General features: G+C 50.0%; 7 protein-coding genes. 1 reads left to right on the plus strand and 6 read right to left on the minus strand.

Features of this window, described 5'->3' with window-relative positions:
• The 5 genes from cas8c to METLI_RS13285 all read right to left on the minus strand — a co-directional run bounded on the left by cas8c (position 1) and on the right by METLI_RS13285 (position 13,643).
• Positions 1 to 1,881 (minus strand): type I-C CRISPR-associated protein Cas8c/Csd1, encoded by a 1,881-nt coding sequence (gene cas8c, locus METLI_RS12055; protein ID WP_004040744.1) that lies wholly within the window; start codon positions 1,879 to 1,881, stop codon positions 1 to 3.
• A complete protein-coding gene (gene cas5c, locus METLI_RS12060; RefSeq protein WP_245529369.1) occupies positions 1,878 to 2,558 on the minus strand; it encodes a type I-C CRISPR-associated protein Cas5c in 681 nt (226 codons plus the stop codon). The genes cas8c and cas5c overlap by 4 nt, the downstream gene beginning before the upstream one ends.
• A gap of 4 nt (positions 2,559 to 2,562) precedes the next feature.
• Positions 2,563 to 4,743 carry a CRISPR-associated helicase/endonuclease Cas3 gene (locus METLI_RS12065; RefSeq protein WP_004040746.1) on the minus strand — a complete coding sequence of 727 codons (2,181 nt, stop codon included), beginning with the start codon at positions 4,741 to 4,743 and terminating at the stop codon, positions 2,563 to 2,565.
• A 559-nt stretch (positions 4,744 to 5,302) separates the two neighbouring features.
• Entirely contained in the window at positions 5,303 to 12,754 is a 7,452-nt protein-coding gene (locus METLI_RS13560; protein ID WP_048103871.1) for a PKD domain-containing protein, read from the minus strand.
• 574 nt (positions 12,755 to 13,328) lie between these two features.
• A complete protein-coding gene (locus tag METLI_RS13285) occupies positions 13,329 to 13,643 on the minus strand; it encodes a hypothetical protein (protein ID WP_004040748.1) in 315 nt (104 codons plus the stop codon).
• A 418-nt stretch (positions 13,644 to 14,061) separates the two neighbouring features.
• Here METLI_RS13285 and METLI_RS12080 point away from each other — a divergent pair, with 418 nt between their 5' ends.
• Positions 14,062 to 14,901, plus strand: coding sequence for a UDP-2,3-diacylglucosamine diphosphatase (locus METLI_RS12080; protein ID WP_004040749.1), 840 nt, complete (start codon positions 14,062 to 14,064; stop codon positions 14,899 to 14,901).
• 543 nt (positions 14,902 to 15,444) lie between these two features.
• Here the strand turns inward: METLI_RS12080 and METLI_RS12085 are convergent.
• Positions 15,445 to 15,945, minus strand: a complete 501-nt coding sequence (locus tag METLI_RS12085) for a shikimate kinase (protein ID WP_004040750.1) — start codon at positions 15,943 to 15,945, stop codon at positions 15,445 to 15,447.
• Between the last annotated feature and the right edge of the window lie 203 nt (positions 15,946 to 16,148).

A 16,148-nucleotide genomic window follows, 5' to 3' on the forward strand; every position in this document is an offset into this window, starting at 1 on the left:
TTACGCCTCCTCACTTGAAACGGTCTCTTTCTTCTTGTAAAACGCCTTCCGCTGATGATAGTAGCCAAGCATGAACATGCCCTGATCTTCAAGATTCAGGTATGCCGGAAACTCATCCACCCCGGCCAGGATCTCTTCAATCGACTGACTGGACTTGAACCCCCAGTCAGACTTGGCGATGTGGTGTTGTGCAAGCTTTAACAGAACAGGAAATACAACGGCGGGCGTTGAAGAAGCGCTGCTGAAGTACTTGCTGTTAATGGTGCTCTTCATCTCTCTGTTCGTATCACTCTGTACCTTCTCAAGAACGGCAAACAACCTTCCAAGGCGATACGGCACGTTTGAACTGTCTTCGTTTAGACTCACGGTAATCACATCCATTTTGAGATTCGTTAATCCTGATCTGCTCAATCTGAGCAGATATGCTTTGATAAGCCCGGCTCTGACAACATTGATTGATCCCTCGACCTTCACGCGGCTCAGGATCGCGCTGTACAACGGCATCGGATAGGCGGTGCCGGTCAGGATCGATCGCATAAGCAGGCCGCCGAGAAGCGGTGAAACCACTTTTCTGTCAGAACTCTGAGGCACGGTTTCATTCAACAGGCGGTAGACCGAGAAGTATCGCGGACCCGAATCGTCCCGGACGATCTCCATGTCCAGGTGGTGACGTGCCACCTTCGCTATAAGATCCTCAACGGTATCGACATACCAGAAACGGACGGCAAGCCGGGCATTGTTCGGAGACAGGCCAAGGATATAGAAATTCGTCTCCGGGTCCGTCCCGATGTCCTCTTGATGTATTTTCGTACCGGAGCGGACCTTGGTGAGAATATCTCCGATCTGTTTGATCGTCGCCGTGTCCCGTACCCGAGAGCCCTCGGCATTCTGATCTTCAATCTTCTCTGCCTCCTGAGGGTCGAAGAAGAACCTCACAAGATCTTCACAGGATTTATCCCCGGTTTCAGCCCAGAACACCACTGTCGTATCAGCGATTCGGATTCTGTTACTCTGGCCTGCAAGAAGATATTTCAGGGCAGTCGTGTACTTAAACATCGACGATTCGCTGATGGGAGAGTTCAAACTTTGGCTCTTCCCATACGAACAGAAAGCCTCATTGTTGAAGCTGACAAGAGAAGCCCCTGCCGACTGAGCCCCGACAACACCCTGTATTTTATTATGTACCTGAGATATGGGCCCCACCTCTCCGGTCACCAGACACTGGGCGACAAATACATCGCCAGACTCATTCTGAGAGTAGTTTTCCCAGGCGTTTCTTACCGCACCTTTCCGGTGTAAAAAATCCCCGTTGCATTCAAAAACACAATTGCCACCGGCGAGAAGATCATCCTTATACTGTCTGGTCTTTGAATTTTCAAGGAACTCTTCCGGCTTCCAGCCATCTAGAAACGTAAGGAATCCACGGGCGCCAGGATCGTCCAGCCCGTCCAGTATCTCGTGCTGACGGGCTCTGAACTCCTCAAAGCACTCCCTTGAGCGTCTATGAACCAGAGTTACGTCTTTGTCGTTCTCTTCAAGTATCGTATACTCGGCAGGATCGTTCTCAGGTGAAGAAGAGCTGAATTTCTTCTCAAAATCACCTCTTTTCATCTTTTCAACGCCAAAAACGTACTTTGCATTGTCACAGACAAAATACGGAACAACCCCGCTTGAACGAGATTTCTGGATAGGAACATCCATATTTTTGGGTTTTGGCTTCTTTTCGTCGCTCCTGAGATCGACAATATTTGAAAGAACGCCATCGGGGGATATGACAAGTGCAAATGAAACCTTCGCACTGCTGTACCCCAACCGTGGAATGTCAACATTCTCATCCCTCCCCAAAATATCATAATGACGACAGAGGGACTGGATGATCATGAAACGCCTCCGTAACACAGGCACTTCTGAACATCAATAACTCCGTCCACCATACTGGCGCGGAAAAAGATGGCTTTCGTCTCGTCGGAAAAATCGATGTCATACAGCATGAACCCGAGATCCCGCTCTCCTCCTTTTTCACCGCGATAGCAGGACACAGGAACTTCCCCTTCAATGAATTCAAACTGGGTCGGAAATTCACGACAGCCGAAATATGGATGATGGAAGCACTGACCTTTCCGCATCCGCCGAAGTGCGATATTGTAATGCTTTTCGACGGTGTCATCGGGCCCTGCTCGATCTGTCATCTCAAAATGCGCCTCAATAACATAGCAGACATCACGGAGGACAAGTGAGGCTCTTTGAACCGTATCCTCTGTAGAATCCTGATAAAGGGCGACATCCTCCCCCTTGAACGCTTTTTTCACATTAGCCGCAGATATTTTTCCCGGTCTCTCATTCCTGCGGATATTGTCGAACCTGATCGGGTTCAGGACGTGGATTTTGTCAATCTTCCAGGAAATCGCAGGCTTCCAGTAAATCGCTTCAAGAATTCCTCGGGCTGCTGAGGGGGTTATGACATCATAGCTGACGCGCTCAACTTTCATCTCCGGTCGCGTGAAGCAGGCATAATCTCCCCATACTTTCAATTTAATTCCAAATCCGATTGCAATCACCTCCTTAAATAATGAACAATGAATTTTCATCAAGATTATATTTTCGGTTTAAAAGACCAATATTTTCAGAATAGAAATCTTCTCCACCCCTCAATACAAAAAATCTATCACCGATAGAGGTGATCGCATTGGCTTTTTCCAGTTCCCTGAACTCTTCGAGATAAATGCTCACTGTATACCCCTGCAAACTTCGAACATATCGCCCCGGAAATCCCGTGCGCTGAATATCTTCGATAATGGATCTGGCCCTGTCATCGTACGGGATAATGATATCCCGCGTATTATTCTCAATGAGGTTGAACGCGCCGGCCACAGCCTCAAAGGGAAATGCAATTTCATTCAGTCTCTCTTCAAAACAAGGCAGAATGCCCTTATCATCGAGTCCATCAGCCTCATAAAAATACAATTTCTCGAAATACCGCTCCACAGCAGGCAGCGACAGGGGATCATCGCATTCATCAAAGATCATACCGCCGATTTCAGCAACACGACTCTGCCAGCGTGTCGGCCGGCCATAAGCTTCAGTGGACCGGAAGACATACACTTCTCCGGAATGCAGTTTTCCTTCACGGTTGCATCTTCCTGCAGCCTGACAGACAGAATCAATCCCAGATATCGCCCGGTACACAGCAGGAAAGTCGATGTCGACGCCAGCCTCGATCAGCTGGGTGGAAACAACACGGCACTCAGCCCCTTTTCTTAGAAGATCTTTGATCTCTTTCAACTGCTTTCTCCGGTGGACCGGACACATTCGCGCACTCAGATGATAGCAGTTCCCGGATTCAGAGATCAATTCGAACAGTTTTTGTGCGTGTTTTCGGGTGTTTACGATGCACAAAACCTGTTTGTGCGCCATTAATCTGGCTGAAAGATCAGCATCATCGATAGCGCCGAGATCAGTAACATGAACGCGCCTGAATACTTTGTACAGTTCCTGTGGGGAGCGCATAATCTCAACGGGTCTGACACGCTCATCCAGAAGTCCATTGAGATTCGGCTGAGTTGCCGTGCAAATAACAACCGTTGATCCGTAATTGACCACCAGTTCGGAGAGTGCGGCAAGGCACGGTTTCAAAAAGCCCGTGGGTAACATCTGGGCTTCATCGAGGATAATCACACTCTTGGCGAGGTTGTGCAACTTCCGACATCTGGATACGCGGTTGGAAAAAAGAGATTCAAAAAACTGAACATTTGTTGTGACGACAATCGGAATGTCCCAATTCTCAGAGGATAGTTTCAGTTTATCCGCAACAAGATCAGTGTTTTCAGAGTTTTCGTTCTTAGGATCATAGTTGCTGTGGTGTTCGAGTACGTTGTGATTTCCAAAGATTTTTCGGAATACATCGGCATTCTGTTCGATGATGCTCGTATATGGTATGACATAGAAAATTCTGTTCAGATCGTGTTTTTTCAGATGGTCGAGAGCAAATGCCATTGAAGAGAGGGTTTTTCCTCCTCCAGTCGGAACGGTCAGGGAGAACATCTGCGGCGGCAATTCGGCCTTCTCTCTGCATTGTTCATAGATTTCTCTTCGACATCTATTGATCAAGTTATCTTCAGCAGTTGAAAGTATGGCGTTCATGTGGTCATCGAACTTCCTGGAAAGCGTATCGAATGCCTCATATTGCCCTCTGAGAGAGGATTTATCAGGGGACATAAATCCTTCCGTATCGAGAAAATCCGCATCAACGAGACATGAAAAGAGCATGCGGATGTAAAACGAAATCGCAAAACCCATTCGTTTATTGATTGGTGTAAGACAGGGACGTACATTCTTCAGATCCGGGATTGAAATTTCATTTTTGTATGCCGAGTAGTCCGGCAAATAAGGTTTAGATAGACGCTCCTGGAGTCCGGACTCTGCACTCCCATAATCGAGAAGGCCACCGTGGTGTCCGGTTATGATATATTCAAGGATATGGCTTTGAAAACTACCATAGAATGTTTCAGACTCTTTTGCCCCTGCAGTAGAATGATCAACCCTGATATTGGCGCCATCAAGACGCCTCTGAAATTCAGGTGAATATTTCCCAATATCATGCAGCAACCCCCCGGCATATCCAAAGCGCTCTGCGTTGAATTCACCGGCGAATCCGGAGGCAATATTCGCTACGTTTTGCAGATGGACTTTCAGGATCTGCCAGTTATTCTTATCCGGGTCATCTGTAGAATGGGCGTAATACATGGCATTTCACTGTGTGATCATCCTTATGACTCTCGATAATCCTTCCTATTTGATATAGGGGCAGCAATTACTTCAAAAAATGAGTTTTCAGAGTGAAACACTAAGACCACAGAGTATGAAGTGAATTAAGATCTTAGCAGGAGAAGAGATTCAGGCTCCCCAAAAGATGAGACATGACATAATACTGGAGGAACAACCCAAGAATACACGCGGCGCTCCAACCACATTATAAACTCCTCCCTGTGGTCCTCATACAGATCAGAGAATGTCTTGAATTTTCCCTCGTTTCTCAGAGTGCATATGTGTACCATCTGTGCCATCTATGCTGTAACAGGGTAGCGATAGAATCGATGTACCAGGTTCGGAGACAGACCGCAATGTAAGAAGGAGGAAGAGAGGGTTAAAATATTTGGTGCAATTTAGGCATTTTAATTCCGGAAGAACAGACATAAGACCATGAAACGATACAAAAAATTTGGATTGCCTGCCGATCCTGAATATGCCATGCAAGAAAAAATAATCGGGGAAATCGAGTCCTTTCTCTGCCTGTCGGGAAAAATTATTCAATCACCCTAAACCACGCGTCCCGCAGTCCCACATTATACTGGGCGATGAACATCGCATCACCAACTTCGACAGCGCCGTTCCAGTGGACATCAGTACGCTCAAAATCATCGGTATTCTTTTCAGGCGGATCAAGCAGCCCTACAACCTCTTTGAGCACACGCAGGGTATCAGCCTGATTTACCTCACCATCATTATTGGCATCACCGAGAAGAACCCCTGAAGTGACCCTGATGTAACCGGGATCGGTAAAGGTATCTTCACCCCCGTTAATCGAGAGCGCAACCGAATAGCTGCCGGGTGCAGTGTAGACATGAACCGGGTTTTGTTCGGTCGAGTTTGCGCCATCACCGAAGTTCCAGAACCATGAGGTGACATTGCCGGTGGATGTGTCAGTGAACTGCACCGTAAGCGGGGTATATCCCTGGAGAGGTTCAGCAGTAAAGTTTGCCGCAGCAGGGAGGGTTACTCTGATTGACATCCCTTTCAGAATTGAGAGAAGGTTATCCTGCCATACAACACCCCAGTTGCATGACGTATTCGTCTGAACCGAAAACTCAGATGCATCCGCCGGCAGCATAGATGCAGGTATTTCTGCCTTATTCGTGACTCCCAGATCCGCACTGCCATTGTTCTGACCTTCCCAGACATATGCTATCGGTTTGTGCATCACCGCGGTTCCATTGGGAATGATGGTTGTATCAAACCTGAAGTAATACTCTGTTCCGATTACAAGAGCAGATTTGTCAAGTTTCAGGTGATAACTACCGTCTGTCAGAAGAGGCGTTGAAAGAGGTGCATTTGTCATAAAAGACGAGTTGATAATTTCAGTTGTCATATTGTGGTCTTTTGCTGATGCAAACCCGACAAATACTGACTCAAAATCAAGGTCATCCAATACTAACGTGATATTTGTCTCCTGAATTCCGGGTGCTGTAAATGTTACCTGACTGCAGTTTCGTGTCAATGTATGGGTGAATGATCTAAACTCTGCAAATGAGGTGTCTGCCCGTGTATCAAACGCACTCTGTGGCCCGATTACATATTCCGACGGGAAATTCCACTCTGCATAGGTTGAGTTCCATGTTGCATAATCATCATACTCAACGGAGGTGATATTTGCAACTCCTGCAACATACGTCAGATTTCCGAGGTATACTTTTTCATCCAGATTCTCGGCATGCAGTCTGTATGTCTGGAAGGAAGGATAGGCCCCCGGGACAAATGTATCGTTCTCAGTTGATGCGGCAAAGTTACGGTTCAGATCAAACCGTGCCTCTGGTACAGGTGCGGAAATGGTTATCAGATGTACCTTTGTTATGGTGTCCGAACCGCCTGCATTGGATACATTCAGGCTCACATTGAAAGTGCCTTCCATCGTGTAGATATGCGATGGGTTCTGAACGGTTGATGTGTTCCCGTCACCGAAGTTCCATACCCATGACGCCGGATTTCCTGTAGACGTGTCGGTGAACTGCACTGCGAGGGGAGCGGAACCGCTTGTCACATTAGCAATAAAAGCGGCAACAGGTGGGGTGGCGGGGGTGTACGATCTGAACACCTGTATCCTGTTATTGTATTCATCCGCCGCATAGACAAGGCCGTCACCATTGACTGCAACACCGAGCAGCCCTGAAAACTCACCATCACCGGAACCTGAGACCCCCCATGTGGTGATGAAAATACCATTGCCGGTAAACTTCCGGATATCAGAGGATGCCGTATAGAGATCAAAGGATGTCACATAGACATTTCCGGCATCGTCCGTTGCGATACAGGAAGGAGAAAGGAGTTGCCCGACTCCCTTGTCATCTGACACCCATGTGGCAATGAAGGTGCCGGAGATGTCGAATTTCTGAATCCGTCCACCATAGCCGTCTGTAACATAAACATTGCCGAAAGGATCTGTCGCGACACCCTGTGGATCCATGAACTCCCCGGCGCCGGTGCCATACGATCCCCATTTCGTGATGAAGGTGCCGTTAGAATCGAACTTCTGGATACGGGCAATGACATACTCTTCAGCATCTGCCACATAGATGAATCCGTCCTCATCCACTGCGATGCCACGGAGACCACTGAACTGCCCGTCACCATAGCCAACCGGCCATCCCCCCCATTTCGTGATGAAGGTGCCGTTGGCATCGAACTTCTGGATACGGTTATTGCCTGAGTCTGCCACATAGACAAAACCTTCACCATCGATAGCGACTCCTTTCGGGAAGGAGAAATTTCCATTCGCTTCGATCACGGGGAGCTCACCAGGTAAAGATGGTGATTCCTCATGTCCCCATGTTGTGATAAAGGTGCCATTGGCATCGAACTTCTGGATGCGGTGATTGTTCGTATCTGCTACATAGACATTGCCGGCATCATCAACCGCGACACCCTTCGGGTATGAGAACTCGCTGTCACCGGGCGGCTCAGAGCCCCATGTGGTGATGAAGGTGCCGGAGCTGTCGAACTTCTGGATGCGGTTATTATAGTGATCGGTTACATAGACGTGGCTTTCTGCATCAACCACGATACCACGCGGCTCTTCAAACTCTCCGTCCCCGGTGCCCCGTAGGCCCCATGAGGTGAGGAATGTGCCGGTGCTGCTAAATTTCTGGATGCGGTTGTTAAGTGAATCAGCCACGTAGACGTTGCTGTCTGCATCCACTGCGATGCCTGTCGGAGAACGGAATTGTCCGATTCCCGCGCCATACGATCCCCAGGCGGCAATGAAGGTGCCGGAGTTGTCGAACTTCTGGATCCGTGAGTTAATGGGGTCTGTCACATAGAGATTGCCGGCACGGTCTACTGCGACGCTATCTGGTCCCAGCCCGAATTGCCCATCGCCAGAGCCCTGAGAGAATACAAATTTTGTGATGAAAGTGCCGGAACTATCGAACTTCTGGATACGGTTATTCCAGTAATCTGATACATAGAGGTAGCCGGCACTGTCCACGGTGATACCACGCGGATCGGAAAACTCCCCGTCGCCGGAGCCATACGATCCCCATTTCGTGATGAAGGTGCCGTTTGCATCAAACTTCTGGATCCGATTATTATAGAGGTCTGCCACATAGACGTTGCCGGCAGCATCCATCACAACGCCATGCGGTCCATTCTCGGAATAAGAATCATAGTCGCATCCAAACTCCCCGTCGCCGGAGCCCGGAGATCCCCATTTGGTGCTAAAGGTACCGTTACGGTCAAATTTCTGGATCCGGAGATTATTGGAGTCTGCCACGCAGACATTACCTGCGGCGTCCACCCCGATGCCCATTGGGCCAAGGAGCCGCCCATCGCCATACGATCCCCATTTCATGACGAATTCGTAGTCTTCTGCCAGAGGACTCACGGTTATGTAGTCATTCTTTGTATTGGTGTCGCTTCCTACTGCATTCGTTGCTGTTAATGAGACAGTATAAAAGCCCGGTATCATATAGGTCTTTTTTGGGTTCTGTTCATGTGAGATTGTACCGTCCCCGAAAGTCCATTGCCATTCCGTTGGTTCTCCGGTTGATTCATCGGTGAATGTGACTGTCAGCGGGGCTGTACCAGCGGTTGGCAGAGCAGTGAAGCTGGTGAACGGCATTCCTTCGGGAATGGGTTCAAATATCTGGATGCGATGATTCCGTGCATCTGTTACATAGACGTTGCCGGCATTATCCACCAGGGTATCCCACGGCTCGTTAAACTCCCCTTCGCCTGTACCATACGAACCAAATTCTGTCAGGAAGGTTCCGTTGGTATCAAATATCTGTATGCGATGGTTCAGGGAATCTGCCACAAAGACATTTCCCCTCGAATCCACCGCAATACCCCTTGGTACGTTGAACTGTCCGTCGCCTGAGCCTGCAGTTCCCCATTTCGTAATGAACGTGCCGGTGCTGGTGAATTTTTGGATGTTGTTATTCCCCGCATCAGACACGAAGACGTTGCCGTCTGCATCCACTACAATGCCATGTGGGCGGTCAAACTCTCCGTCACCGGTACCACCGGAACCCCATTTGGTGATGAAAGTACCGTTTGAATCAAACTTCTGGATCCGCTGGTTGGCATTATCTGCTACATAGATGGAGCCGTCTGCATCAATGGTGATGCCCTGTGGAAAGTCAAACTGCCCGTCACCGGTGCCGTAGGATCCCCATTTGGCGATGAAAGTGCCAGTGCTGTCAAACTTCTGAATGCGGCTATTCCAGGTATCTGTCACATAGACATTGCTGTCGGAATCCACTGCAATACCATGCGGCATGTTGAACTCCCCATCTTCTGAATATCCGGAAGAGCCCCATTTGGTGATGAATGAACCAGTTCTATTGAACTTCTGGATGCGGTCATTCCCATAATCCACCACATATATGTTACCGGCAGTGTCCCTGACGATACCGTCAGGATACGTGAACTCTCCGTCAGCTGTGCCCCTGGATCCCCACTCTGAGATGAACCTGAAGTTTGCCGGTGTCGGAACATCGGTGGCGTTTATGTAATTTACCTTTGTGACGGTACTGCTCCCCTGTGCATTCGTTGCATTGAGTGAGACGGTGTAGGTTCCAATAGTTGTGTAGGTCTTCTTTGGGTTCTGGTCGGTTGAATTGGTTCCGTCACCAAACTCCCAGAACCACTGTGTCGGCTCTCTTGTCGAGAGATCAGTGAACTGCACGGTAAGGGGGGCAATTCCAATTTTGGGTGTCCCGGAGAAGTTGGCACCTGGTGACGCCGGTTCATCAGTGACCGTTATGTAATTCTCCCGTGTTTTCGTGCTGCTGCCGTCGGCATTTGTTGCGTTGAGTGAGACAGTGTAGGTGCCCGCGGTTGTGTAGGTCTTCTGTGGGTTCTGGTCGGTTGAATTGGTTCCGTCACCAAAGTCCCAGAGCCATTGTGCAGGCCCCCCGGTTGAGAGATCGGTAAACTGCACGGTTAGGGGTGCTGTTCCATTGGTGGGTGTCCCGGTGAAGTTGGCGACCGGTGGTACCGGGTCATCAGTGACCGTTATGTAATTCTCCCGTGTTTTCGTGCTGCTGCCGTCGGCATTTGTTGCGTTGAGAGAAACGGTGTAGGTGCCCAAAGTTGTGTAGGTCTTCAGCGGGTTCTGCTCGATTGAATTGGTTCCGTCACCAAACTGCCAGAACCATTCTGTCGGCTCTCCCGTCGAGAGATCAGTATACTGCACGGTCAGCGGGGCCCTTCCGGTGGTGGGTGTTCCGGTGAAGTTGGCGACCGGTGATACGGGGTCATCAGTGACCGTTATGTAATTCTCTCGTGTTTTCGTGCTGCTGCCGTCGGCATTTGTTGCGCTGAGTGAGACGGTGTAGGTGCCCAAAGTAGTGTAGGTCTTCTGTGGGTTCTGGCTGGTTGAATTGGTTCCGTCGCCAAACTCCCAGAACCACTCTGTCGGCACTCCGGTTGAGGTGTCATTGAACTGCACCGTAAGCGGGGCTGTTCCATTGGCAGGCGTTCCCGTGAAGTTGGCAACCGGTGGTGTCGGGGTGTCAGTAACCGATATATAACTCTCTTGTATTTTCGTGCTGCTCCCATCGACATTTGTTGCATTAAGCGAAACAGTGTAGGTCCCCACTGTTGTGTACGTCTTCTGAGGGGTCCGTTCAGTTGACGTTGTTCCGTCACCAAACTCCCAGAACCACTCTGTCGGCCCTCCCGTCGAGAGATCGGTGAACTGAACGGCAAGAGGTTTTCTGCCGGAGGTGGGTGTTCCGATAAAGTCAGAAACAGGGATTACCGGGAAATTGGTGACGTTAATATAGGATTCCTTTGTGGAACTGTTACTTCCACCATCATTGGTTGCATTGAGTGATATGGTGTATAAACCGGGTATCTCATAGGTCTTTGTCGGATGCTGAAGTGTTGAGGTGTTCCCATCTCCAAAGTCCCAGAACCATTGTGTAGCATTCCCGGCCGAGGTGTCGTTGAACCGGACGGTCAGCGGAGCAGAACCAACGGTGGGATACCCGATAAAATTGGTGACAGGTGGTGGCTGGGTTACGATAATCTGACCACTATATACATATATATCACTCAGATTATCACGACCGACCCATAATGACACAATATACCAATCAGGTATCATGAAAGTGTAGTTCAGGTTCTGCTCGTCAGTTGTGTACGACCATTCGGGATCATCATAGCGTGCCAGGCTCCACTCCCATGTGTCGGGGGGTGCAAGACCACCGGTGGAGGTGTCAGTAAACTGTACGGTAAGGGGGGCAGCACCCTCGGTGGTGTTCATGGTGAAGTTCGCTTTGACCCAGTCAAGGACGGTTATGTAACCATTTTTCGTTGTTGTGTTACTGCTGATTTCGTTCTCAACAGTTAGTGACACATTGTAGACGCCGGGTACGGTATAGATGGAGAATGGATGCTGTTCTTCTGAAAAATTGCCATCCCCAAAGTCCCATGACCATGAAGTGGGCGACCCACGGGATATATCAGTAAAATTCACCCTAAGAGGGAAATCCCCTTCTGTTGGCTCTCCGGTGAAGTTGGCAAACGGAAGCGATGAGAACTTCTGGATGCGGTGATAATCCCTCTGTGCCTCGCCGTCTGCCACATAGACATATCCGCCGCTATCCACTGCAACGCCCTTTGGATACTGAAACTCCCCATCTCCTGAGCCACGGTATCCCCATTTGGTGATGAAGGTACCGTTAGAATCAAATTTCTGGACACGGTACAGCAGGCCGGATCCCGTATAATATTGCCCTTCCGCAACGAAGAGATTGCCCTGATCGTCTACCGCAGCACCGCTTGGTGGGTAGGTAAACTGGCCGTTGCCCATGCCTTCCGAACCCCATTTGGTGATGAAGGTGCCATTCGCATCAAACTTCTGAATACGATAATTCTCATCACCAACATACACACTGTCATTCTTTCCTATTGCAATAGCCATGGGAAATCTGAACTGTCCATCGCCTGCACCCTGATTTCCCCATTGTGTAACGAAGGTGCCTGTAGAATCAAACTTCTGGACACGATGATTGACGGTATCTGTCACATAGATATTGCTGGCATTGTCCACCGCAATGCCCCCGGGACTCTCGAACTGGCCTTCACCTGAACCCTTGGTACCCCATGTGGCAATGTAGGTGCCATCTCCATCGAACTTCTGGACGCGGTTATTTGTCTGTTCCACGACATAGACATAGCCTTCACCATCCACTGCGACGCCCCTGGGATACGAAAATTGACCGGCGCCGGTGCCCGGGGCACCCCATTTTGTGATAAAATCACCGGTGTTGCTGAATTTTTGTATCCTGTTATTTCCCGGATCTGCTACATAGACATCGCCTCCGGGATCCACCGCAATTCCCTCCGGCCTGATAAACTGCGCGTCGCCAGAGCCATATGAGCCCCATTTTGTGACAAATTCATATGATTCAGCGGCCTGCACCCCGGCGATGATATAGGTGCAGAGGATAAGCACTGTAAAGATATTTACCATAGATCTCTTTCTCATCATAATCGATTGCCTCTCTGAAATAGTGTTAGAAGATGTATGTTCGGACCGGACAGAAACGGATGAAGCATATTAAATATATTTTATCAAGGTATATCAAAATTTATAATTTCGTATCGCTTTGTAAAAGGCGACAATCTTATTACTATGAGTACAATAGCCAAAGAACAAGGAATGAGACTGTAAATGCCCATTAAAACAATTCAGATGGTGTAAATCATTCCTCCTGCATTCCCGGTAACCCATAACGTGTTCAAAAATTTCTCGTCCCATCATCTTTAAAATCTCAAATCGCTCTTCTCCATCGAAGCGAAAGTTTTTTTATTATCGTTATGTGTCATATACGACCCATAACGGGGAGCAAACCCACGGTGGCTGCAATTGTCTATCAAACAGATAAGCGATCCGGGATCACCTATGCCTATCAATCTGTATCATACCGGGATAAGGAGAAGAAACAATCTCGTGCCCGGCGAACCCTGATCGGTCGAGTCGATAAAGAGTCAGGAGAGATCCTCACCCTCCGAACCACCGTTTCCCCGACCCGAAGGAGCGCTTTTCAGGCGGGGAGCTTCGTCTCGATGATCCCTTCGATGAAATCGGTTCCGGCATATCCTGCTGCAATCAGGCCCAGGAGAAACTCACGATCGATCTCCATTCCGACCAGGAATACAGCGGCGAAGCTGCCCGCGATTGCACCGATTACAAGACTGAAGAGGAGTCGATTCAGATCGAACCATTCCTTCATCTCTTCGTTCTTCATCGCTGCCTGATCCGATCTCTTCTTGATTCCGACAACTGCCCTGGTCCCCTGTCCGACTGCACCCAGTAGGGCACCCAGAACCACATACAGCACTGCGGTAGTAACATCCATGTACCCTGTATTCCCGGAGACACGTAACGATGAGGAGAAAAATGGGGCACAATATTCGTTTTATTGCAATTTAGTTGATATATTTTCGGTATTTTGGAAATGCCCAATATCGTTATGTGTTGTACTTGACACCTAACGAGCGCAAATATATCCATCAATGAAATTTGTCCCGTTTATAATTTAAGTCGAAATTCAGCCATTTTGAATATGGCTCGTTATGAATTTGCGGGAATGTAGGATGTACATCACCCCGGATGAGTTCACGCCAGCATTATCCTAAAAATGTTATCACTCGCATTCGCTGATTCCACAGGGAGAGTCCTGGCGAAATCGGATGCAGAGCACCAGAGATCCATATCTCCGCCCCTAAGAGAAGACTTATCTGCTGCAACGGGAATCAGTCCGGCGGTGATGTTCTGTGATTGTTGCGGTTTCAGACGTGCACCTGGGCCATAAGGACGAGGGAAAACAGGAGCGGTTTCTCGAGTTCCTGGACCGGTGCGATACCGGGGAGATCGACCACCTGGTACTGCTCGGCGACATCTTCGACTTCTGGCGGCGGAGCAACGGACTGATCTTCTTCTGCGGGGGGAGGAAGAAAGAAGATCCTCAGGAGCAGGCCACCGTGGAACGGCTGGTAAATACCAACTGCAAAATTCTCGCGAAACTCTCCGGGCTGCAGGTGAAGAATCTCCACTATGTCGTTGGGAACCACGACTACTACATCCACCGCCTGCAGAAGAGAAATCCGGCCACCTATCCGTTCCCTGTCTCAAAGACCCTGCGACTGGAGGACGACGGAAAGGGGTACTTCTTCACGCACGGCTACGACATGGACGTCTACGCCACGATGGAGTCTCTGATGAGCATCGACCAGTACGAAACATTGAGCGAGAGCCTTTGTTTCCTGACCGATAAATCGGGATGGCTTGCAGACCGCCTGTGGGGGGTATCGGAGGTCATCGAGGATCTGAAATACCGTATCAGATCGATGCAGAAGCCACCGGCCGAGAGAGAAACAGAGATGGATCTCATCACGCGGTTTGCGCAGTCCCGCGCCGCCCACCTCTTCCTCGGGATGCACCCGATGGACAGTCTCATCTACGGGCACACCCATGTCCCTGGCTGCAAAAAGATGGACTGCGGAGCCTATGTGGCAAACACGGGGTGCTGGAGCGGGAGCGATCAGGGCTGGTATGTCAGGATATCAGAGGGTACGGTGGAGGCGCTGAATTTCAAAGGAGAAAATGTTGTTTAACCGGGCTCCCCCACCAGCCGCCCGGCCCTTGTCGCAGACAGTGCAGCGCCCGAGATCGCTCGTCACCCCCACGTACCTGCTGTGGTCCGGCACGCTGGAGAGGGACACCGGCCAGGTTTGTACTTTTGCACCGGGTTGCACCCCTTTGCACTTGCCGGGTGCAACTAAACGGACACGCAATAAGACTTTGATTTGAAATCAAACCCCTTTCTCCCCAATCATCCCCGGATGTGCACTCAAATGCAGATCGCACACACACGCACCCACAGCCGCGGGATCATCAGGGGTGGCGTGTGCGTCCCAATTTCTGTGCAATATACTATTATGAGAGAGAGAATTCTCTCTCCTCTCTATAGAATATTCATTCCAACCTCGTTCCTCCGCTTTTGTAGTTTGCACTTTTCCAGTGCAACTCCGGTGCAAACGAGGTGCAAACGTGCAATCATCAGGCGGGTCGAGATCGATCCGGCTCCTACCCCCCCACTCCACCGGCGGTATGCTCCCGCGCACCGGGAAAAGAACATCTATGTATGAGATACCCCGTCACACCACTTCGAGCACGTTCCCGACCACAGACTCCAGACCCTCACCCGAAGAGGCGACGGTGAGATCGGCATACCGCTCATAGAGCGGAACCCGCTCGTCGTACATCCCGCGGAGGCTCTGGCCAGGGAGGAGGACGATCCCCCGGGTCGTAATGTTCTTGAGCCTCCGTTCCATCTCGTCGTACGAGATCTCCAGGTACACGACCATCCCTCCGGCTTTCAGGTGCGCCATCGCAGCCTCGCTGCAGACCACGCTCCCGCCCGTCGCGATCACCGCATGCTCCGCGTGGAGGGAGAGGACCGTCTCCTCCTCGATCCGCCCGAACGCATCAGGCCCGTCCTCGTCGAGGATCGCCTGCAGCATCCTCCCGGTCCGCTCCTGGATCAGGATATCGGTATCGATGAACCGCATACCGAGGGACTTTGCAAGGATGACGCCCACAGTGCTCTTCCCCGCACCGGGCATCCCGATGAGGATGATGTTTTTGTGGTGATGCATACCGCTCTCCCGTGACCCGATGGACAGAGGGGTCCTTTATTGGTACCTAGATGGGATTTCGGTGGAGATGAAGGTTGTTTGACAAAAGGTGCAACCGCCCGGTGTTATCCCGGTCACACTCATAACCGGTAATGGATGTCGGGCGGCGTCACGACCCTGCAAAGCGGAAGTTATTTTACCCGCATCGAAGAACGGCGTTTGAT

The organism is Methanofollis liminatans DSM 4140 (assembly GCF_000275865.1).
Lineage (GTDB): Archaea > Halobacteriota > Methanomicrobia > Methanomicrobiales > Methanofollaceae > Methanofollis > Methanofollis liminatans.

What these genes read in the sequence shown, in the direction of transcription:
- cas8c (WP_004040744.1), bottom strand. Translation starts at nt 1,881, where the DNA reads ATGATCATCCAGTCCCTCTGTCGTCATTATGATATTTTGGGGAGGGAT.
- METLI_RS12065 (WP_004040746.1), bottom strand. Translation starts at nt 4,743, where the DNA reads ATGTATTACGCCCATTCTACAGATGACCCGGATAAGAATAACTGGCAG.
- METLI_RS13560 (WP_048103871.1), bottom strand. Translation starts at nt 12,754, where the DNA reads ATGGTAAATATCTTTACAGTGCTTATCCTCTGCACCTATATCATCGCC.
- METLI_RS13285 (WP_004040748.1), bottom strand. Translation starts at nt 13,643, where the DNA reads ATGGATGTTACTACCGCAGTGCTGTATGTGGTTCTGGGTGCCCTACTG.
- METLI_RS12085 (WP_004040750.1), bottom strand. Translation starts at nt 15,945, where the DNA reads ATGCATCACCACAAAAACATCATCCTCATCGGGATGCCCGGTGCGGGG.